Source organism: Nonomuraea typhae (genome assembly GCF_009760925.1).
GTDB classification, from domain to species: domain Bacteria; phylum Actinomycetota; class Actinomycetes; order Streptosporangiales; family Streptosporangiaceae; genus Nonomuraea; species Nonomuraea typhae.
Genome location: NZ_VRLV01000010.1, coordinates 368,037 through 389,039 on the forward strand (window position 1 = coordinate 368,037; position 21,003 = coordinate 389,039).

General features: G+C 71.9%; 14 protein-coding genes. 9 read left to right on the forward strand and 5 right to left on the reverse strand.

All coding sequences use genetic code 11. The features are described from left to right. Positions 1 to 16 precede the first annotated feature (16 nt). Together FVE25_RS34725 and FVE25_RS34730 are read left to right on the forward strand one after the other, a co-directional pair. Positions 17 to 391 (forward strand): BlaI/MecI/CopY family transcriptional regulator, encoded by a 375-nt coding sequence (locus FVE25_RS34725; protein WP_157251375.1) that lies wholly within the window; start codon positions 17 to 19, stop codon positions 389 to 391. Further along, complete coding sequence (locus FVE25_RS34730) at positions 388 to 1,323, forward strand: M56 family metallopeptidase (protein WP_157251376.1); 936 nt, start codon at positions 388 to 390, stop codon at positions 1,321 to 1,323. Before FVE25_RS34725 ends, FVE25_RS34730 begins: the two co-directional genes overlap by 4 nt. On the opposite strand, the gene FVE25_RS34735 is transcribed toward FVE25_RS34730, so the two are convergent. The 3 genes from FVE25_RS34735 to FVE25_RS34745 are packed head-to-tail and all read right to left on the reverse strand — an operon-like array spanning position 1,316 to position 3,833. Beyond that, positions 1,316 to 1,942, reverse strand: coding sequence for a CoA transferase subunit B (locus FVE25_RS34735; RefSeq protein WP_157251377.1), 627 nt, complete (start codon positions 1,940 to 1,942; stop codon positions 1,316 to 1,318). The genes FVE25_RS34730 and FVE25_RS34735 overlap by 8 nt on opposite strands. Continuing rightward, positions 1,939 to 2,679: a CoA transferase subunit A gene (locus FVE25_RS34740; RefSeq protein ID WP_157251378.1), complete on the reverse strand. Its 741-nt coding sequence runs from the start codon at positions 2,677 to 2,679 to the stop codon at positions 1,939 to 1,941. The genes FVE25_RS34735 and FVE25_RS34740 overlap by 4 nt, the downstream gene beginning before the upstream one ends. Then, positions 2,676 to 3,833 (reverse strand): 4-hydroxybenzoate 3-monooxygenase, encoded by a 1,158-nt coding sequence (locus tag FVE25_RS34745; protein WP_157251379.1) that lies wholly within the window; start codon positions 3,831 to 3,833, stop codon positions 2,676 to 2,678. The genes FVE25_RS34740 and FVE25_RS34745 overlap by 4 nt, the downstream gene beginning before the upstream one ends. Positions 3,834 to 3,912: 79 nt before the next feature. Here FVE25_RS34745 and FVE25_RS34750 point away from each other — a divergent pair, with 79 nt between their 5' ends. The 7 genes from FVE25_RS34750 to FVE25_RS34780 all read left to right on the forward strand — a co-directional run bounded on the left by FVE25_RS34750 (position 3,913) and on the right by FVE25_RS34780 (position 11,499). Continuing rightward, complete coding sequence (locus FVE25_RS34750) at positions 3,913 to 4,650, forward strand: IclR family transcriptional regulator (RefSeq protein WP_157251380.1); 738 nt, start codon at positions 3,913 to 3,915, stop codon at positions 4,648 to 4,650. A 348-nt stretch (positions 4,651 to 4,998) separates the two neighbouring features. After that, on the forward strand, positions 4,999 to 5,196 hold the full coding sequence (locus tag FVE25_RS34755; protein ID WP_157251381.1) for an MbtH family protein: 198 nt from the start codon (positions 4,999 to 5,001) through the stop codon (positions 5,194 to 5,196). 135 nt (positions 5,197 to 5,331) lie between these two features. Further along, positions 5,332 to 7,035: a non-ribosomal peptide synthetase gene (locus tag FVE25_RS34760; RefSeq protein ID WP_157251382.1), complete on the forward strand. Its 1,704-nt coding sequence runs from the start codon at positions 5,332 to 5,334 to the stop codon at positions 7,033 to 7,035. 9 nt (positions 7,036 to 7,044) lie between these two features. Next, positions 7,045 to 8,781: a serine/threonine-protein kinase gene (locus FVE25_RS34765; RefSeq protein WP_246267852.1), complete on the forward strand. Its 1,737-nt coding sequence runs from the start codon at positions 7,045 to 7,047 to the stop codon at positions 8,779 to 8,781. Positions 8,782 to 8,839: 58 nt separating this feature from the next. Further along, positions 8,840 to 9,268 (forward strand): DUF4383 domain-containing protein, encoded by a 429-nt coding sequence (locus FVE25_RS34770; RefSeq protein ID WP_157251383.1) that lies wholly within the window; start codon positions 8,840 to 8,842, stop codon positions 9,266 to 9,268. Between the two features lie 73 nt (positions 9,269 to 9,341). Beyond that, positions 9,342 to 11,033: an alpha/beta hydrolase gene (locus FVE25_RS56505; RefSeq protein ID WP_157251384.1), complete on the forward strand. Its 1,692-nt coding sequence runs from the start codon at positions 9,342 to 9,344 to the stop codon at positions 11,031 to 11,033. Between the two features lie 58 nt (positions 11,034 to 11,091). Further along, positions 11,092 to 11,499: a hypothetical protein gene (locus tag FVE25_RS34780; protein WP_157251385.1), complete on the forward strand. Its 408-nt coding sequence runs from the start codon at positions 11,092 to 11,094 to the stop codon at positions 11,497 to 11,499. Positions 11,500 to 11,556: 57 nt separating this feature from the next. Here the strand turns inward: FVE25_RS34780 and FVE25_RS34785 are convergent, their stop codons facing one another. Both FVE25_RS34785 and FVE25_RS34790 read right to left on the reverse strand, forming a co-directional pair. Then, entirely contained in the window at positions 11,557 to 14,607 is a 3,051-nt protein-coding gene (locus tag FVE25_RS34785; RefSeq protein WP_181019800.1) for a non-ribosomal peptide synthetase, read from the reverse strand. After that, on the reverse strand, positions 14,598 to 20,885 hold the full coding sequence (locus tag FVE25_RS34790; protein ID WP_157251387.1) for a non-ribosomal peptide synthetase: 6,288 nt from the start codon (positions 20,883 to 20,885) through the stop codon (positions 14,598 to 14,600). Before FVE25_RS34790 ends, FVE25_RS34785 begins: the two co-directional genes overlap by 10 nt. Between the last annotated feature and the right edge of the window lie 118 nt (positions 20,886 to 21,003).

Genomic DNA, 21,003 nt, shown 5'->3' on the forward strand with positions numbered 1-21,003 from the left:
TCGGTAGCATGTGCGCATGAAGCGCGGGCTGGGAGAACTCGAGTCCACGATCATGGACAGGATGTGGTCGTACCACAAGCCCGCGTCCGTGCGTGACGTGCTCGAGGATCTTCGCAAGGACAGGGAGATCGCCTACACCACGGTGATGACGGTGATGGACAAGCTCCACACCAAGGGCCTGCTCAAGCGCAAGCCGGTCGGCCGGGCCTACGTCTACGAGCCGGTCGCCTCCAAGGAGGCGTACACCGCCGAGCTCATGCGCGACTCCCTGGCCGCCAGCGGCAACCAGGCGGCGACGCTCGTGCACTTCCTGGAGCGGCTGTCGCCGGAGGAGGCCAGCGCGCTGGAGGCGGCCCTGCAGGTGTTCCCGCCCGGGGGCCGCAAGCAGTGATCGTCCCCGCGGCTCTCGCTCTCTACGCGGTCATGGCGGCCGTCGTGCTGCCGCGCGTGCTCGGCCGGGCGTCGTGGACGTCCAGGGCGCCCCGGCTGGCCATCGGGATGTGGCAGGCCGCGGGGTTCTCCGCGGTGGCGGCGGCGCTGCTGGCGGCGATCTCGCTGGCGGTGCCCACCGACCTGATCGGCCACGGCCTGGCCCGCTTCTTCCAGGCGTGCACGGAGCTGCCCGACCTGTCGCTGAACGGGGTGCGCGCCGGTCTGGTCATCGCGGCGCTCATCGCCGCGCGGCTCGGCTGGTCCGTCGCCGACGTCCTGGTCCGCACCCGCCGTGAGCGCCGCCGGCACGCCGAGATGCTGTCGCTGCTCGGCCGCCGCGACGGCGACCTCGGCGCGGTCGTGATCGAGTACGGCGAGCGGGCCGCCTACTGCCTGCCCGGGCGGCACGCGCAGACCGTGATCACCACCGGCGCGCTGGAGTCGCTGAGCCCCGAGCAGGTGGCCGCCGTCCTGGCCCACGAGCACGCGCACCTGCGCGGCCGTCACCACCTGGTGCTGAGCGGGGCGGAGATCCTGGTGCGGGCCTTCCCCCGGGTGCCGTTGTTCGAGCGCTCGCGGGCGGAGCTCGCCCGGCTGGTGGAGCTGCTGGCCGACGACGTGGCCGCGCGCCGCCACCAGCGCATCCACATCGCCACCGCGCTGGTGAGCCTGGCGACCGGCCGGGTGCCCGCGTTCGCGCTGGGCGCGGGCGGGGAGACGGCGCTGGCCCGGGTGCGCCGCATGCTGCACCCGGAGGCGCCGCTGGAGCGGCGCGAGCGCCTGTCCGGCCTGCTGGCGGTGGCCGGCCTGCTGTCCGGCCCGGCCGCGCTGGTGACGGTGCCGGGCGTGACCTCCTTCCTGGCCCACCACTGCCACGGCCTGTTCAGCTGAGCAGGGGCGCCGCCGTACGACCGGCCACGTCCTCGGGTGACACGCCCGGGGCGGTCTCCACCAGGCGCAGGCCGCCGGGGGTGACGTCGAGCACGGCCAGGTCGGTGATGATCCGGTCCACGCAGCCGCGTCCCGTCAGCGGCAGCGTGCACTCGGGCAGGACCTTGGCGGTTCCGTCCTTGGCCGTGTGCTCCATCAGCACCACCACCCGGCGGGCGCCGTGCACGAGGTCCATGGCCCCGCCCATCCCCTTGATCACCTTGCCGGGGATGGCCCAGTTGGCCAGGTCGCCGCGGGCCGAGACCTGCATGGCGCCGAGCACGGCCACGTCGATGTGCCCGCCGCGGATCATGCCGAACGACAGGGCGGAGTCGAAGTAGGAGGCGCCGGGGATGACGGTGACCGTCTCCTTGCCGGCGTTGATGAGGTCGGGGTCCACGTCGCCGGGCACCGGGTAGGGGCCGACCCCGAGGATGCCGTTCTCGGAGTGGATCATCACGGTCCGGCCGTCCAGGTGGTCGGGGATCAGCGTGGGCAGGCCGATGCCGAGGTTGACGTAGGAGCCGTCGGGCAGCTCGCGGGCGGCCCGTGCGGCCATCTCGTGCCGGGTCCAGGTCATGGGCGGCGCACCGTCACCTTCTCGATCGGCTTCTCCGTCCGTCCCACCACGAGCACCCGCTGCACGAACACTCCCGGCAGGTGCACCTGCGCCGGATCCAGCTCGCCCACCTCCTCGACCTCCGCGATCGTGACGCGTCCCGCCATGGCGGCCAGCGGGTTGAAGTTCCGCGCCGCCTTGGAGAAGACGAGATTCCCGTGAACATCAGCCTTCAGCGCCCGCACGAGCGCGAAATCCGTGACGATCGAACGCTCCAGCACGTACGGCCGGCCGTCGAACTCCCGCACCTCCCGAGGCGGCGAGGCCACCAGCACCGACCCGTCGCGCCCGTACCGCCACGGCAGCCCGCCCTCCTCCACGAGCGTCCCGACCCCGGCGGAGGTGTAGAAGGCCGGGATCCCGCAGCCGCCCGCCCGCAGCCGCTCGGCCAGCGTGCCCTGCGGGATGAGCTCCACCTCCAGTTCCCCCGCGAGATACTGCCGGGCGAACTCCTTGTTCTCCCCCACGTAGGAGGCGGTCACCCGCCCGATCCGCCCCGCGGCCAGCAACTCCCCCAGCCCCCGCCCGTCGGTCCCGCAGTTGTTGGAGACCACGTGCAGCCCCTTGCACCCCCGCTCCAGCACCGCCTTGATCAGCACGCCCGGAATCCCCGCCAGCCCGAACCCGCCCACGGCCAGGGAGGCGCCGTCGCCGATGCCCTCGACCGCGGCGCCCGCGCCGTCCACCACCTTGTTCACCACGGCATCCCCACATAGTTCTCCGCCAGCGTGGCGGCCGCCGCCTCCGAGGAGGTCACGTAGTCGAGGTGGGACAGCTGCAGCCGCCGCGCGTAGGCGTCGTCGTCGTCGAAGGTGTGCAGCAGGCTCGTCATCCACCAGGAGAAGTGCTGGGCCCGCCAGACCCGGGGCAGGCGCGCCGCCGAGTACCCGTCGAGCAGCCGGGCCGAGCCGGTGGCGAAGAAGGCGGCCAGCGCCTCGGTCAGCACCCGCACGTCGGCCACGGCCAGGTTGAGCCCTTTGGCGCCGGTGGGCGGCACGATGTGGGCGGCGTCCCCGGCCAGGTACAGCCGGCCGTACTGCATGGGCTCGGCGACGAAGGAGCGCATGGGCGCGACCCCCTTCTCGACGATCTCGCCCGTCGCCAGCGTGAACCCGGGCACGGTCTCCAGCCGGGCCTTCAGCTCGGCCCAGACGCGTTCGTCGGGCCAGTCGCCGGCGTCGGCGTCCGGCGGCACCTGGAGGTAGAAGCGGCTGAGCGCCGGGGAGCGCATGCTGTGCAGGGCGAAGCCGCGCTCGTTGCGCGCGTAGATCAGTTCCCCGGCCGACGGCGGCACCCGGGCCAGCACGCCCAGCCAGGCGAAGGGGTAGTCGCGTTCGTAAACGGTCAGCACGCCCTCCGGGATCGAGGGCCGGGAGACGCCGTGGAAGCCGTCGCACCCGGCGATGACCTCGCAGTCCAGCCGCTCGCCGCCGAAGCTCACGTGCGGCTCGGCACCGAGCCCGTGCACGGCCACGTCGGGCACCTCGAAGCGCAGGTCGCCGCCCGCGGCCAGCCGGGCGGCGATGAGGTCCTTGACCACCTCCTGCTGCCCGTAGACGGTGATCCTCCGGTCGGGGACGAGCTTGTCGAAGGCGATGCGGTGGGCGGCGCCGCCGTACCTGAGCTCGATGCCGCTGTGCGGCAGGCCCTCGCGCAGCAGCCGCTCGCCCACGCCGGCGGCGACGAGCGTGTCGACCGTGCCCTGTTCGAGCACGCCGGCTCTGACCCGCTGTTCGACGTGGGCGCGGCTGCGCCGTTCGAGCACCACCGAGGAGATCCCGCGCAGGTGCAGCAGATGGGAGAGCAGCAGCCCGGCGGGCCCGGCGCCGATGATCCCGACCTGGGTTCGCATGGGGAGAGCATCCTTCCGGCTGACCGGCAATCCCCAGAGATGTCTTCCGCTGGGCGGAAAATCCCGACACAATTGCCCGATGGGAGCCACCGTCACGTCGAAGGTGCTGGCCATCCTGGCGGCCTTCGACGCCGACCACCCGCAGCTCACGCTCACCGAGGTGGCCAAGCGCAGCGGGCTGGCGCTCAGCACCGCCCACCGGCTCGTCGGCGAGTTGCTGGCCTGGCAGGCGCTCGGGCGCGGCCCGGACGGACGGCTGCGCATCGGCCTGCGCCTGTGGGAGCTCGGCCAGCTCGCGCCGGGCAAACTGCAGGACGTCGCCCGCCCCTGGCTGCAGGACCTGTTCGCGGCCACGGGCGAGAACGTGCACCTGGCCGTCCGCGACGGCCTGGAGGTCCTCTACGTCGACAAGGTGTACGGCAGGCGGGCCGTGCCCATCATCAGCCGGGTCGGCAGCCGCCTGCCCATGCACCCGACCGGCGTCGGCAAGGCGCTGCTGGCCCACGAGCCGGGCTGGTTCGTCGACGCCTACCTCTCCCGCAAGCTCGAACGCCCGACCAGCCACACGATCACCGAACCCGGCCGCCTGGCCCGCGAGCTGGCCACGGTGCGTGCCCAGGGGTACGCGCTGACGTACGAGGAGATGACGCTGGGCTCGTGCTCGGCCGCCGCGCCCATCCTCGTGGACGGCCGGGCCATCGCCGCGGTCGGCATCGTGCTGAGCTCGCGCCGGGCTCGTGAACTGCCGCGGCTCATCGACCCCCTGCTCAAGGTCGCCACCGGTGTGGCCCTGGCGTGGGACGCCGCAGGCGGCTGACCTCCTCGAACGCGTATTTCGACGCGGACACGACACCTCTCCGATGGTTTGGTGGGATTCGCCAGCCTGAACAACTGTTGCTCCGGATTGACGTCCGTCGAGCCTTTTCCGGCGAACTAGGGGGAGTCATGCAATCGGCAGAGGAGAGACCGATCCATGCTGACGTTCGAGGCCGGGCGGCCGGCCGAGCCGCCCTTTCCCCGGGCCGGCGGCACTGGTCCGATGGATATGGAACGTTCCACTAATCCCTGCATACGGGCTGACCGAAACCACGGTTCTGCTGGGCCTGGCTCCTGGCCGGTCGTGCCCGGCTTCGCGGCGCCGTATCCCATGACGAGGAGCGAGGACATGTTCGACGACGACCGCCACTACGAAGTCGTCCGCAACGACGAGGAGCAGTACTCCATCTGGCCGGAAGGCCGCCGCATCCCCGACGGCTGGCACGCAGTCGGCGTGCGCGGCCGCAAGGAGGAGTGCCTGGAGCACATCCGCGAGGTCTGGACCGACCAGCGTCCGCGCAGCCTGCGCCTGGCCATGGGCGACTGAGATGGGCCTGCTCCGGTTCGGGCGCCCCTCCCTTCCCGGGTTCGGCTCCGGGTCCCGTGAGAGCCGGCCGGGGACGAGCCCGGCCGGGCGGCATCCGGTTCGACCACCTCATCACCGACCTCATGGAGAACTGACATGTACACACCCGTTCACGAGCTGGTCGCCGCCCGCGCGCGGTCCGCGCCCGGCCGGGTCGCGATCGTCCACCAAGGCACGGCCCTCACGTACGGAGCGCTTCACACACGCGCCCAGCGGCTGGCCAGGCAACTGGTCGCCCGCGGCGTCGGGCCGGAGACCGCGGTCGGGGTGTTCCTCGACCGCTCGCCGGAGTTCGTGCTCACCGCCCTGGGCGTGCTCCACGCCGGGGGCGCCTACGTCCCCCTCGACCCCGCCTACCCTCCCGACCGGCCGGCGTTCATGCCGGCGGCCACCTCGATCGTGATCACCACGTCCGAGCTGGCCGACCGGCTGCCGCCGGGGACCCGCGTGCTGACGCTGGACGCCGACGGCCCGGTCGCGCCGGGCCCGCTGCCCGCCGTCCATCCCGAGAACCTCGCCTACACGATGGTCACCTCCGGATCCACCGGCGTGCCCAGGGGCGTTTCCGTACGGCACGCCGGAATCACCCGGCTGGTCCGCGACCCCTCCTACGTCAGGCTGACCGAGGAGGAGACCGTGCTGCACGCCTCGCCGGTCTCCTTCGACGCGGCCACGTTCGAGATCTGGGGCGCGCTGGCCGGCGGCGCCCGCCTCGTCGTGGCCCCGGCGGGCCCGCAGTCGGCCGCCGACCTGGGCGCGCTGCTGCGCACGGAGCGGGTGACCACCGCCTTCTTCACCACCGGGCTGTTCCACCTGCTGGTCGACGAGTGCCTGCCGGACCTGGCCGGGCTGCGCCAGGTGCTGGTCGGCGGCGACGTGCTCTCGCCCACCCACGCCCGCGCGTTCGTGCGCGCCCTGCCCGCGACCCGCCTGATCAACGCCTACGGGCCCACCGAGGTGACCACGTTCACCACCAGCCACCACGTCGCCCTCCGCTGGGGCGAGGGCATCCCCATCGGCCGCCCCATCGACGACACCTGGATCCGCATCCTCGACGACGACCTGCAGCCGACCGGCACCGGCCACCTGTACGCCGGGGGCGCCGGGCTGGCCCGCGGCTACCACGGCGACCCCGCGCTGACCGCGGAACGCTTCATCCCCGACCCGTACGGCACCGGCGAACGCCTGTACGCGACCGGCGACCTGGCCAGGCTGCTGCCCAGCGGCGCCATCGAGTTCCTCGGCCGGGCCGACCAGCAGATCAAGCGGCGCGGCTTCCGCATCGAGCCGGGCGACATCGAGGAAGCCCTGCGCACCGATCCCCGCGTCCGCGACGCGGCCGTGATCGCGTCGGGCACCGGCGCCGAGCACAAGATCCTGACCGCCTGCGTCGTCCTGGACGCGCCCGCCCCCGACCTGCGCGAACGCCTGCGCGAGCGGCTGCCCGACTACCTCATGCCCGACCGGTGGGCCGTCCTCGACGCCCTCCCGCTGAACCCCAGCGGCAAGGTGGACCGGGCCGCGCTGGCCACCGTCGCCACCCGCCCGGAACTGGCGGCCGGCGCCGGGCCCGTCGGGGAACTGGAGTCGGCCATCGCCGCGATCTGGGGCGAACTCTTCGAGGTGGAACGGGTCGGGCGGCATGACGACTTCTTCGACCTCGGCGGGCATTCCCTGCTGGCCAGCCGCATGTCGACACGGCTGCGCCGTACCCTCGGCTCCGCCGTACCGGTGAGGGCGATCTTCGACCATCCCACCGTGGCGGAACTCGCCGAGCACATCCGGTGCGACGAGCCCTAAGCTGTGCGCGTGACCCCCGGACAAAAGGTGATCGACGGTCGTTTCGAGCTGCTGGAGCGGCTCGGCAGCGGCGGCATGGGCACGGTGTGGCGGGCCCGCGACCTTGCGCTCCACCGTGACGTCGCGCTCAAAGAGGTCCGCCCGCCCGGACCGGCCGACGACGACCCCGATCGTGCGCAGATGATGCGCGACCGCATCCTGCTGGAGGCGCGGGCGCTGGCCAGGCTCCACCATCCGAACGTGGTCACCGTCCACCACATCGTGGACAGCCCGGAATATCCCCATCCGTGGATCGTCATGGAGCTGGTCCCCGGCCGCTCCCTCCAGGACCGCGTCAGCCAGGGACTCCTCACCCCGCCGGAAGGCGCCCAGCTCGGCCGCGGCATCCTCGCCGCCCTGCGCGCCGCGCACGCCGCCGGGATCCTGCACCGCGACGTCAAACCGGCCAACGTCCTCCTGCGGGCCGACGGCAGCCCCGTCCTGACCGACTTCGGGATCGCCGCCCTGTACGACTCGCCCGGGCTCACCGCCACCGGAGAACTCGTCGGCTCACCCGAGTACATCGCGCCGGAACGCCTGCGCGGCCAGGAGGGCAACCCGTCCTCCGACCTGTGGTCGCTGGGCATGCTGCTGTACGTCGCCGTCGAGGGCGTCCACCCGATGCGCCGCGACACGCCGCTGGCCACGCTCGGCGCCGTCCTGGACGGCCGCATCCCGCCGCCGCGCCGATCCGGGCCGCTGACGCCGGTCCTCAACGCCCTCCTCATCCCCGACCCGGCCCTCCGGCCCAACGCGGAACAGCTCGACGCCATGCTGGCCGACGTCGCCATGGCCAGGCCGTACCCGCCGGGTGGGGACGGTGCGGCGGGGCCGTACGGACCGGGTGGGAGCGGCGCGGCGGGACCGTACCCGCCGCAGAGTGCTCCCCCCGCCTACACCACGCAGCCCCCGGCGTACACGCCCGCGCCGCCGGCCTACAGCGGCCCTCCTCCGGGATACGGCGGCCCTCCCCCGGGGTACGGCGCCGCCCCCGTGAAGAGCATGCCCACCGGCCCGAACGTGCACGGCTGGGCCACCCAGTCCACCCGGCGCCGGCGCTCCGGCCCGCTCGTGGCCGGGATCGTGGCCGCCGTCGCCGTGGCGGTCACGGCCGCGTTCCTGGTGCCCCAGTGGATCGCCGCGCCGTCCGGCGGCGAACCGCGTGACCCGGTCGCCGGGGGCACCACCGGATCCAGGCCGGAGCCCTCGTCGGAGGAAGAGCCTTCAGAGGAGATCTCCGAGGCGCCCACCCCCGACACCAGCCCCCTGCTGACCCCGGCCCGGATCCGCCAGGTGATCGCGGCCTTGGAGAAGGAGTCGGGCAGCAAGGTCTTCACGGCTTTCTCGGTGCACGAGCAGTTCGCCTCGGCCAACGCCCCGATCGCCGGCAAGAAGATCTACGACACCTACGACTACCGCGACGGCCAGGTCAGCAGGCGCAAGGGCAGCACCATGTCCTTCTCCGACCGCGCCATCAAGCTCAGCTCCCTGAACTGGGAGGCGCTTCCGGCGTTGTTCAAACGCGCGGAGAAGAGCCTGGGCATCGACAAGCCGACCTCCCGGTACGTCATCGTCCAGCCGGCCTGGCCGTTCAGCGGCACACCCCAGCCCGCCATCCTCGTCTACCTGAGCGACGACTACGGCGGCGCATACCTGGCGGCCAACAAGAACGGAAAAATCATGAAAATGTACGCCAGGGACAGCTGAACATGGACTCACCTCTCCCGGGTAGCTGACACACCATCGTCTATCCGTGGGAGGCGTCATGGACCTTTCCCGCAGCCCGATCCAGCTCTCGTCCATGGTCATCGGCGTACTCTTCCTGCTGGTAGGGGTGCTCGGCTTCATCCCCGGCATCACCACCGGCCTGGACGGAATCACGTTCGCCGGTCACCAGTCGGACGCCATGCTCTTGGGCGTCTTCGAGGTCTCCATCCTGCACAACGTCGTACACCTGGCGTTCGGCCTGGCCGGCATACTCCTGGCCCGCACCTGGCAAGGGGCTCGAGGCTTCCTCGTCGGCGGCGGCGTGATCTACCTGCTGCTCGGGGTATACGGCCTGCTCATCACCCACGACAGCGCCCTGAACTTCGTCCCCGTCAACAGGGCCGACAACTGGCTCCACCTGGGCCTGGCCCTGGTCATGGTCCTCCTGGGCGTAGTCCTCGGTCGCCGCCAGCCCGTAACGAGCTGACGGGGGGTCAAATGCGGACGACCTGACATTCACCTGAGAAGGCTCCCCCAGGGCTGCCAAGCTGACCGGGATCATGCCCGACCACAGCGCAGCCCAGGAGACCCTCGCCCGCGTGACCGCGCTGGCCGTCGCCCACCACACTCTGCTGGACGGCGCCGCCCGCCTGATGGCCGCCCACGCGTGGACAGGCGGCGGCGCCCCCGCGTTCGCCGCCACACTCGAGCGCCACCGCAGGGCCCTCCAAACGTCCCTGGCGGACGCCTGCCGCGCCCTGGCCACCACCGCAACCGCACCCCCCGCCCTCTCCACCGCCATCCCCCCGGCCCACCTGGCACCCGGCGCCTTCCACGGCATAGACCCGCAAGCCATGGCCGCCCTCATCACCACCCTCGACGAGGCCGCCCACGCCCTCCCCGCCCTGGCCACCCAGGTGTCCACCGCCCTGACGGCTCACGGCCTGTCCCCCACCCCCGCCCACCGCCTGACCGACGTGGCGACCTGGTCCGCCACCCAAGCCACGGACCTCCGCCGCCGCCTGTCCCGCATCCGATCAACCGCCCCCGGCGCCCCGATCCCGGCAGCCCTGGCCGCACACACGCTCTTCGCCGCGCACACCACCACCGCCCCCCTCCTGTCCCGCCTGACCGGCGGAGACCAGAACGCCCTGCAGTCCCTGCTGAACCTGCAGGAAACCGCCCAAGACCCAGCCCTGGCAGCCCGGATCAACGCCTGGTGGCACGACCTGGACGCCCCGCCGTACCTCCCCCGCATGGGCCTCCTGAACGGCCTCCCCTCGAAGACCCGCGACCAGGCCAACCGCCACCTGCTCGCCACCGAGAAAACCCGCCTGACCACCGCCCTGAACGAGATTTCCCATCACCCAGCCGACATGGGCCAATGGGAGAAGATCGCCAACCAGCTCCGCCGCCTGACCCTCATAGAGGAGCAACTCCGCCCCCACGACGGCTACCCCGCCCCGCTCCTCCTGGCCTTCGACCTGACCGGCCAGGGCCGCCTCATCATCTCCTGGGGCAACCCCGACACCGCCGACACGACAGTCACCGCAGTCTCAGGTCTGACCTCCGGCCTGGACGCCGCGAAAGGCGACCTCCAACGCTCCCGCGCCCTATGGCTCCAAGCCAGCAAAACCAGCGGCGAGCAGACGATCGCCACCATCACCTGGCTGGGCTACGACGCCCCACAGATCGACCCCGGCCTCTGGCACCCCGCCCGCTCCGTAGCCTTCGAAACCGCCGCCAAGACCGGCGCCGCCGCCCTCGCATCCTTCACCGACGGCCTGCGCGCCTCCCACCAACCCTCGGGTACGGCTCGCGCCGTCCTGATCGGCCACAGCTACGGCTCCCTCACCACCGGCCACGCCGCCACCCTCCGCCCGGGCAAACTGGCCGACACCCTCATCCTCATCGGCAGCCCCGGCGTAGGCGTCAACCACGCCGGCGACCTGGGCCTCAACCCGAAACACGTCTGGGTAGGCGAAGCCGGCGGCGACCCGGTCACAACCTTGGGCAGATTCGGCACCGACCCAGGCACCCCCGCCTTCGGCGCCCAACACATCCCCATCGGCCGAACCACCTGGACAACCGCCCACAGCAGCTACTGGGACCCCGACTCACCGTCACTACGCAACATGGGCCACATCATCAACGGCCAGTACGAGGACCTCATCCAACCGGCTCCGCTCAACACAAGGCCCCAACTCCTGATGCCGGAAGCCTTTCCCGACATCGCCCTGGAATCGGGGTAATGCCATGGTTCGCGCCGTACTCATAGTCCTCCTCACCCTGTCTCTTCCGGGATGCACCGTGAACGATCAGACGCTCACCCCTGACCAGGCTCTCGCTCGTGTCGACCACTTGATCCGCGACACCGCCACAGTCCTGACCCCCATGCCGCGACTCGAACTCATTACCTTCGGAACGGAAGCCAACGAATGCCCCTCCCCTGCTGCAGAGGGGTCCATCACCATCAATCGCGCCTATTGGCTCCGCGACATCCCGAAACACGAGAACCTGCGCATCTCCCAGCAGGTCCGAGACCATTGGCAAGCCCGAGGCCATCGAATCACCGGCTTCGGCGGGGAAGGCAGCCCCAATCTCAGCGGCGAGTCACAACCCGACCGCTACATCCTGGCTCTGAGCCGGGCCGAAGGCGACAACCTCTACCTAGCCGCCACTTCCCCCTGCATATCACCCACCCAACCCACACGATAAGCACGGGCAGTGTCCTTAACGGAACGCCTGTTCGGCACCTGGATGCGCCCAACAGCCTCACTCCTCCATCAGGGCCGCTGCCTCCTCCTCGGACAGTTGGTCGATCTCGGCCGCAAGATGGGCTTCCACCGCGGTGGCCAGGCGGCGGACGGTGCGGGTCAGGAACAGGGTGTTGAGGGGGAGTTCGATCTCCACCTCCGAGCAGATTCTGGCCACGACCCGGGTCCCCAGCATCGAATGGCCTCCGAGGTCGAAGAAGTCGTCGTCCACGCCGAACCCGGTCCGGCCCAGGACGTCGGCCCAGATGTCGTGGACCAGTTCCTGTGCTGCGGTTTGCGGGGCCGTGGGCGTGGTGGTGGGGAGGGTGGTCTGGGGGGCGGGGAGGGCTGCGCGGTCGAGTTTGCCGTTGGGGAGCTTCGGGAAGGCGGCGACGGCGATGTAGTGGCTGGGGACCATCGTGGACGGCAGGCGGTCCTGGAGGTAGGCGCGGAGGTCGGGTAAGGGGGCCTGGTCGTCTACGTACGCGACCAGGGCGCGGCCGCCGGGGGCGTCGTCGCGGACGGCGGCGGCGGCGCGGGTGACGTGGGGATGGGTGGCCAGGGCGGCTTCCACTTCGCCGAGTTCTATGCGGACGCCGCGGACCTTCACCTGGTCGTCCGCGCGGCCGAGGAATTCCAGGGTGCCGTCCTGGGCGCGGCGGACCAGGTCGCCGGTGCGGTAGAGGCGGCCGCCTGCCGTACCGAAGGGGTCGGGGACGAAGCGGGCGGCGGTCAGGGCGGGGCGGCGGTGGTAGCCGCGGGCCAGGGCGTCGCCGCCCAGGTACAGTTCGCCGGCCACCCCGGGCGGGACGGGGTCCAGGGAGGGGCCCAGGACGTAGGCGGTGGTGTTGGCCACCGGGCGGCCTATGGAGATGGCGTCCGAGGCATGGATGCGGTGGGTGAGGGACCAGATGGTGGTTTCGGTGGGGCCGTACATGTTGTGGAGTTCAGTGGTTTTCGTCAGCAGGCGGCGGGCGAAGGGGAGGCTCAGGGGTTCGCCGCCGCTCAGGATTCTGGGGATGCCTTCCGGCAGGTCGTCGTACATCTCGGCCAGGACGGACGGCGGGGCCTGGATGGTGGTGACGCCGGCCAGGATCGGGGCGACTCGGCCGTACGGCGGGGCGATCACGACGGCCCCGCCCCGGAGCAGCGGGCCGAAGAGTTCGAGGGCGGCGATGTCGAAGGAGAGCGGGGTCAGCAGCAGCACGCGCTCGCTCGCGGGGAAGGCGAGGCTTTCTACGAGGTTGACCACGCCGCGGTGCGGGACCATGACGCCTTTGGGCACGCCGGTGGAGCCGGAGGTGTAGATCACGTAGGCGAGGTGGTCGAGGCTGACGTCGGGCAGCGCCGCCGGGCGCGTCCCCGCCAGGTCCGTCATCACGGGGACGCCGGGGAGGCGTTCGGCCAGGCCGGGGGTGGTGAGGGTGAGGGCCGCGCCGGAGTCGTCGAGCATGAAGCGCAGGCGGTCCGCCGGGTAGCGCGGGTCGAGGGGGACGTAGCAGGCCCCGGCCTTCAGCACGGCCAGCAGGGCGATCACCAGGTCGGCGCCGGGCGGGAGGCAGACGGCCACCGGGGTCTCCACCTCGATGCCGGCGGTGATGAGTGTCTGGGCCAGGGCCGCGGCGTGGGCGTCGAGTTCGCCGTAGGTCAGGGTGCGGTCCTCGTGGGGGACGATCACGGCGGGCGCGTCCGGGTGCTCGGCCGCGCGATCCGCCACGAGGGCGTGCAGGGGGCGAGAGGGGTACGGCCGGCGTGGCCCGTGCCAGGAGCCGGCCACCTCCGCCACCCGCGAGTCCGGCATGAGCGGCAGGGCGGACAAGGGGAGCAGGGGGTCGGCGGTGGCGGCGTCGAGCAGGGCCAGGTAGCCTTCCGCCAGCCGGGTGATCGTGGCGGGGTCGTAGAGGTCGGTGCTGTATTCGAGCCAGCCGCTCATGTCCCCCTGCGAGTTCTGGAGTTCCAGGGTGAGGTCGGTCTTGGCGGTGCCGGTGCCGATCTGGCCGCGGGCGTCGAAGGGGAGCTGGTTGAAGGCGACCTGGTAGAGCGGGGTGCGGGCGGGGTCGCGGGGCGGGTTCAGGGCGCCGACGATGCGGGCGAAGGGGACGTCCTGGTGTTCGAGCGCCTCCAGGACGGTGGTGCGCACCCGGTCCAGGGCCTCGGCGAAGGTGGGGTCGCCGGCCAGGTCGGCGCGGAGCGGCAGGGTGTTGACGAACATGCCGATGAGCGGGTTGAGCTCGGGTTGTTCGCGCCCGGCGACGGGTGAGCCGATGACCACGTCGTACCGGCCGCTCCAGCGGGCGAGCAGGGCGGCGAAGGCGGTGAGCAGCACCATGAAGGGGGTGGCGCCGGACTGTTTGGCCAGGGCGGTGACCCGGCCGGTGAGGGAGGCCGGGACGGTGAAGGGGTGGTTGGCGCCGCGATAGCCGAGTTCGGCGGGGCGGGGACGGTCGGGGGGCACCTCCAGGGGGACGGATCCGGCCAGCCGTTCGCCCCAGTACTCCAGGTCGGCCGCGAAGGGCTGCGCGCGCTGCCAGACGGCGTAGTCGGCGTACTGCACGCGGAGTTTGGGCAGGGCGGGCGTGCGGTGCTCGCGGAGCGCGAGATACGCCTCGGCCAGGTCGTCGGCGAAGATCGTCGCTGACCAGGCGTCGTAGACGGCGTGGTGGAAGACGACCACGAGCCGCCACTGGCCGCCGGGGAGCTTCACCAGCCTGGCCCGCCAGAGTGGGGCGCGGTCGAGGGCGAACGGCTCGGCGGCATCCGCGGCGGCCAGGGAATCCAGGGCATCCGATGACGAGAGGTCCGTGTAGGCCAGTCGTACCGGCACCGAGGGGGCGACGAGCTGCATGACCTTCTCATCGCGCAGCTCGAAGCGGGTGCGCAGCGGCTCGTGCCGGTCGGCGACGAGCCCGAGGGCCTGCTCCAGCAGCTCCGGGACGATGCGATCGCCGAGCCGCTCCAGCCGGGAGACGGCGGCGATGTTGTACAGCGGCAGGCCGGGCTGCAGCGTGGAGAGGAACCAGACGCGTTCCTGCGCGGAGGAGGCGGGGAAGGCGTCTTCTGTCACAGACATGCGCGGATCTCCCGGGTGATCGGCTCCAGCGCGCTGACCTCGCCGATCGTGGCCAGCCAGTGCCATTGGTCGAGCGCGTGGTAGAGCCGGTAGAAGGCCAGCCGCTCGGCCGAGTCCGCGGGCAGCGTGCCGTACCCCTCCAGGAGGGCGCGGCGGCGGACGGGGTCGTCGCGGACGGCGAAGTAGTCGGTGCGGGCCAGGTCCATGAGGGGGTCACCGGCGAGGGCGTTCTCGACGTCGATGACGCCGGTCAGCTCCCATCGCCCGGCGCGTTCCTCGACCATGACGTTGCGCTCGTGGAAGTCGTGGTGCAGCAGGACGGGGGTGGTGCAGCGGGCCAGCAGGTGGCGGCCGGCCTCCACCCGGGCGGCCAGCGCCGCGTGCAGGTCCGGGTCGCCGCCGAATTCGGCGAACCGGGTGACCTTGAGCGCGAACTCGCCCCCGAGGTAGCGGGAGTTGCTGAGCTCCGGCAGGCCGTCCAAAGGCCCGAACGTGGTGAGTTCCACGCCGTGGATGGCACGCAGCAAGCGCCCCATGTCCCGATAAATCCGCTCAATGGCGGCTGGGTCGAGCGAGGCCGAGACCTGTGACAACGGCCGGCCGGGGATCTTCGTCATGACCAGGTACGCCTGCGGCAGCGCCCGTTTGGAGTCGTCGGCCAGGACCACGCGGGGCGCCACCGCCCCGGTACGGCCCAGCAGCGAGTAGACCCGCTCCTCCTTGCGCATCCGGTCGGTGAACATCCCCGGATAGAGCTTGAAGATCACGGTACGGCTTGCCGTGGCGACCTCGTAGACCGCGCTGATCTCGCCACCGGTGCGCAGCAGCACCTGCTCGACAGGCTCCCCCAGCAGTTCGGCGGCCTTGGCGGCGCTCAGCGGCATGGTCAGCGCCTTGGCGAAGGCGGGTGCGCTCCAGGCGAGGCTGACGGTGTTGCCCGCGCGGGCCCGCAGCGCCTGGGCGCCGACGAGGTCGTCGGGGTCGGCCTCGGGCACGTCGCGGTCGAAGGTGGCCAGCACCGGCAGCCGCATGGACACCAGCGCGTGGACGGCGATGCCGACGCCGAGCAGGACGTACATGAACGCGATCCCGCGGCCCGGCCCCACCCCGATGACCGCGCCGACGCTGGACGCCAGCGTGCCTCCCGGCATGAGCAGCGGCTCCAGCAGCCGCTCGCCGAGCGGCGCCACGACGGCCATGCCGACCGGCAGCGTGGACCAGGAGATCATCTGGTTGAACGCCATGACCCGGCCGTGGAAGCGTTGCGGCACCTTCACGTGGATGATCGTCATGAAGACGCCGTTGACCACGGACAGGCTGCACCACAGCCCGAACGCGCCCAGCCCGACCACCAGCGGCGAGGCGTGCAAGCCGGTGACGACGGCGAACAGGCTGAGCAGCAGCGTGCCCAGCAGCACGGCGCGCATGCGGCGCCGCCGCGGCCCGCCCCACAGGGCGACGATCATGCCGCCGAGCGTGGCGCCGAGGCCGCCGGCGACGGAGACGCGCCCGGCGGTGCCGAGGTCGGCGAAGGACAGCACCAGCGGCGAGATCGACATCAGGACCGCGGCCAGCATGACGTTCAGCACGGCGAAGTAGAGCAGCGCGGCCCGCAGGTGCCGGTTGCCGAGCGACATGCGGAACCCGCCGGCGATCTCGGCGGCCAGCGTCTCGCGCCGTTCCAGTCCCAGGGTCGCGGGGAAGCGGATGAGCGCCAGCACGGCCAGGACGACGCCGAAGCTGGCCAGGTCGATCACCAGGATACCGCCCAGCCCGACGCCGGCCAGGAGCGCGACGGCCAGCAGCGGGGCGGCGAACTGGGAGGTGCCGATGAGCATCTGCACGACGCCGGCCGCGTGCCCGAGGTAGCGCTTGGGCACGAGTTGCGGCAGCGCCGTCGAGTAGGCGAGGCGCTGGAAGACGAGCATGACCGAAAGCGCGGCGACGAGCGGATAGATGTGCCAGGTGGCCAGGTTGCCGGTCCACAGCAGCGCGCCGAAGATCAGCTGGACGCCGCCGGCCAGGCCGTTGCCGACGATCATCATCCGGCGTTTGCCCGAGCGGTCGACGACGGCGCCGATCAGCGGGGCGGCCAGCACGCCCGGCATGATCGCCAGGGCGACCAGCAGGGCGAAGTTCAGCAGGGAGCCGGTCGTGGTGTACACCCAGATCGGGATCGCGAAGTCGGTGACCGCGGTGCCGACCATGGAGACGAGCTGGGCGGCCGAGACGGTCAGGAAGCGCCGCATGCTCGGCGGGGGCGCGCCCGTCGACGGCATGGCCGCTGACGAGGTCTCCTCGATCCACCAGCCGGCGGACGGTCCTCTGGCGGGGCGGCTCAGCGCGTCGGCCGAGCCGTACTCCATCGCGATGTGGGTGTTGGTGAGGATCTGGGCGAGGTCGTCGGCGCGGTACTTCAGGTAGTAGTGCCCGGCCTCGTCGAGGATGACCAGCGCGGTGGCGGGCGACAGGAAGTGCCATTCCCGGTAGCGCTCACGGTAGTAGTCGGTGGCCGGGTCCTGCTCGCCGACGACCGCGATGACCGGGGCGCGCAGGGGCTCGGACCGCTCGGCCAGCATGCGGGTGAACGACTCCTCCGCGATCAGCGTGTCCCGGCGCTGGTTGCGGACCATGAACCTGACCTGTTCCTCGTCCAGGCCGGAGATGTCGTTGCCCATGGCCTTCATGCGGTTCTCGTAGGTGCGGTCGCCGCGCAGCCGGTCGGTGCGCAGCAGCCTGCCCAGGGGCCCGGCGACGCGGCCTTCCGGACGGGTGAAGGGGAAGATGGCGCCGATGTAGACGGCCCGCAGTTCGCGGCCCTGTGCTTCCAGCCGTCTGGCGACCTCGGCGGTGACGGCGCCGCCGATGCCGCAGTGGCCGTAGAGGGCGATCGGGCCGTCGATCCGGTCGAGGATCTCGCCCACGCACTGGTCGATGACCTCCTCCAGCGGCATCACCGGCTCGTCGGGGCGTCCGGGGTCGTGGCCGGGGAAGGCCATGGAGTACAACGCGCACTCCTCCGGCAGCGCGTCGGCCAGCGGCTGGTAGACCAGGGCGCTGCCCCCGCCGTACGGGAAGCAGACGAGGGTGAGCGCGGGCGTGGCGGCCGAGCGCGTGAGGCGGTGCAGCAGCTCGCGCGGCCGGTCCTCGGCCGGGGCGGGCCCTTCGATGAGCTCGGCCAGCGCGCGCACGGTCGAGTGCCGGAACAGGTCCATGACGCCCACCGACCGTCCTTCGACCGGCGCGAGCAGCTTGCGCAGCCGGGCCACCGCCTGGATGGCCACCAGCGAGTGCCCGCCCAGCTCGAAGAAGTCGTCGTCGGCCCGGATGTCCGGCACGCCGAGCAGCTCGCTCCAGATCCCGGCGACGGCCAGCTCGGCGGGCGTGCTCGGCGGCGCCCCGCCCCCGCCGGCCCGGGTGGGGGCGGGCAGCGCGGCGCGGTCCACCTTGCCGTTGGGGCTGAGGGGCAGCGCGTCCAGCGTCACGTACGCCGTGGGCACCATGTGGTCGGGCAGGGTCTGCTTCAGCGCGGCGCGGAAGTCGAGGCCGGGGACGTCGGTGACGACGTAGGCCACCAGCCCTTCCGCGTCGGCGACGACCAGCGCCTCGCGCACCTGCGGCCGCTCGCGCAGCACCGCCTCGATCTCGCCGAGCTCGACCCGCTGGCCGCGGATCTTGACCTGGTTGTCCATGCGCCCGAGGAACTCCACCGCGCCGTCCCGCCGCAGCCGGGCCAGGTCGCCGGTGCGGTAGAGCCGCGAGCCGGGCGGGCCGTAGGGGTCGGCCACGAACCGTTCGGCGGTCAGCGCGGGCCGGTCGTGGTAGCCGAGCGCGACCTGGACGCCGCCGATGTGCAGCTCGCCGGGCACCCCGAACGGCACCGGCCGCAGGTGCCCGTCGAGGATGTGGATCCGCGTGTTCTGCACCGGATGCCCGATCGGGATCCGGCTCTCGCCCGGCGCGCAGCGCCAGGCGGTCACGTCCACGGCGGCCTCGGTGGGGCCGTAGAGGTTGTGCAGTTCCGCGTACGGCAGGCGGTCGAAGAACCGGGCGGCCACGGAAGGCGGCAGTTCCTCCCCGCTGCAGATGACCCGCTTCAGCGAAACGCAGCGCTCGATGCCCTCCTCCTCCAGGAAGGCGGCGAGCATGGAGGGCACGAAGTGCAGGGTCGTCACGCCGCTGCCGATGACGAGGTCGCGCAGGTAGACGGTGTCCCGGTGACCGTCGGCCTCGGCCACCACCAGGCGGGCGCCGGTGATGAGCGGCCAGAAGAACTCCCAGACCGACACGTCGAAGCCCGCGGGCGTCTTCTGCATGACCGCGTCGGCGCCGGTCAGCCCGAAGCGGCGCTGCATCCAGTCCAGGCGGTTGACGATGGCGGCGTGGCTGTTGGGCACGCCTTTGGGCCGGCCGGTCGAGCCGGAGGTGTAGATCATGTAGGCCGGGTGCTCCGCCGTGAGCGGGACGTCCGGCGCCTGGCGCTTCTCGCGCACGGTCTCCTGCGGCAGCAGGATCGCGGCCTGCGCGTCCTCCAGCATGAAGTCCAGGCGATCCTGCGGGTAGTCGGGGTCCAGGGGCACGTAGGCGGCTCCGGCCCTGACCACGGCCAGCAGGCTCACGACCAGCTCGAGCGAACGTTCCATGCCGACCGCGACCCTGACGCCGGGTCCCGCGCCCAGCTCGCGTAATCGCCGGGCCAGCAGGCCCGAGCGCCGCTCCAGCTCGGCGTAGGTGAGGCGCTGCCGGCGGTACTCCAGGGCGGTCGCGCCGGGCGTGCGGGCGGCCTGCTCCTCGAACAGCTCCCCCAGCGTCTTCTCGCCCGGGTACGGCTCACGCGGCCCCTCGGCCAGGGCCAGGATGCGCCGGTGTTCCTCCGGGCTCAGCATCTCCAGGCCGGACACCCGGACCTGCGGCCCGGCGACGGCGGCGCGCAGTAGGTTCTCGAACCGCGCGCCCAGTTCCTCGACCGTCTCCTGGGCCAGCAGGTCCCGGTTGTAGACGAAGTACGCGTCGAGCCCGTCGCCCCGTTCGGTGAGGAACAGCTCCAGCTCGAAGGGCGCCGCCCTGGCGGCCAGGGGGTACGGCTCGGCCACCAGCCCCGGCCAGGCGAAGCTCGCCTCGTCATAGCTCTGCAGGGTGAGCGCGGCCTGGAAGACGGCGGTGCGCGAGACGTCTCTGGCCGGCCCGAGCTCCCCGATGAGCTGCTCGAACGGCAGGCGCTGGTGGGCGAAGGCGGCCAGCGTGCTCTCCCTGACCCGGGCGAGCAGGTCGGTGACGGTGGGGTCGCCGTCCAGGTCGGCGCGCATCGCCATCATGTTGACGAACATGCCGATGAGGGGTTCGAGCTCGCTGCGCGGCCGCCCGCCGACCGGGGTGCCGACGGCGAAGTCGGTCTGCCCGGTGTGGCGGCTGAGCAGCACCTGGTAGACGGCGAGGACGACCATGTACAGCGTGGCGTCGTGCTCCCTGGCCAGGCGGTTGGCGGCGGCCAGGAGGTCCGGGCCGAGCCGGAACGCGTGGGAGGCGCCCTCGAAGGTGACCACGGCCGGGCGCCGGCCCTCGACGGGCAGGTCGAGGGGCGGCACACCGGCCAGCCGCTCGCGCCAGTACGCCAGGTCGGCCTCGTCGGCCGGGCGGCTGCGCTGCCAGAGGGCGAAGTCGCCGAACTGCACGGCCAGCTCCGGCGGCTCGTCGCCGGCGTAGATCGTGCGCAGCTCGCCGGCCAGGATCTCCAGTGACCATCCGTCGCCGGCGATGTGGTGCAGCGTCACCAGCAGGATGTGGTGGTCGGCGGCCAGCCGGACGAGCATGGCGCGGATGGGCGGATCGGTGGCGATGGAGAAGGGGCGGGCCAGCTCGGCGCTCAGGAGCTCGCGGGCGTGTTCCTCGCCTTCGGCCGGAATGACGGGCAATTCGAGGTGTCCACTTTCGGACACCTCGACGCGGGGGCGCCCCTCGGCGTCGGCGGAATAGCGGGTCCGCAAGATCTCGTGCCTGGCCACGACTCTTCGCAGCGCCCGGTGAAGCCGTTCGGCGTCGAGATCCCCGCGCAGGCGCAGAACCAGGGGGACGGTGTAAGCGGCCGTGCCGGGAGCGAACTGCTCCATGAACCACAGACCTTCTTGGGCGAAGGTCAGGGGGATCTCGGCGCCCGGGTCACGGCGCGGGATGCCGGCCTGCCTGCCCGCCGACCGGCGGCGCAGGCGTTGCTCCAGCAGGGCCCGCTTGGTGCCGGACAGCTGAGATCCGTCTGAGGACAGCCCCGCCGAGGACGTCACTGCTGCCTCGCTTTCTGGGTGAACGCGACATTAAACGAGATTCATACACACTCATCGGCAGTCTGACAATCACTATTTTCCGCCACACCATTTCCATATTTTTATATGTCCGAAACTA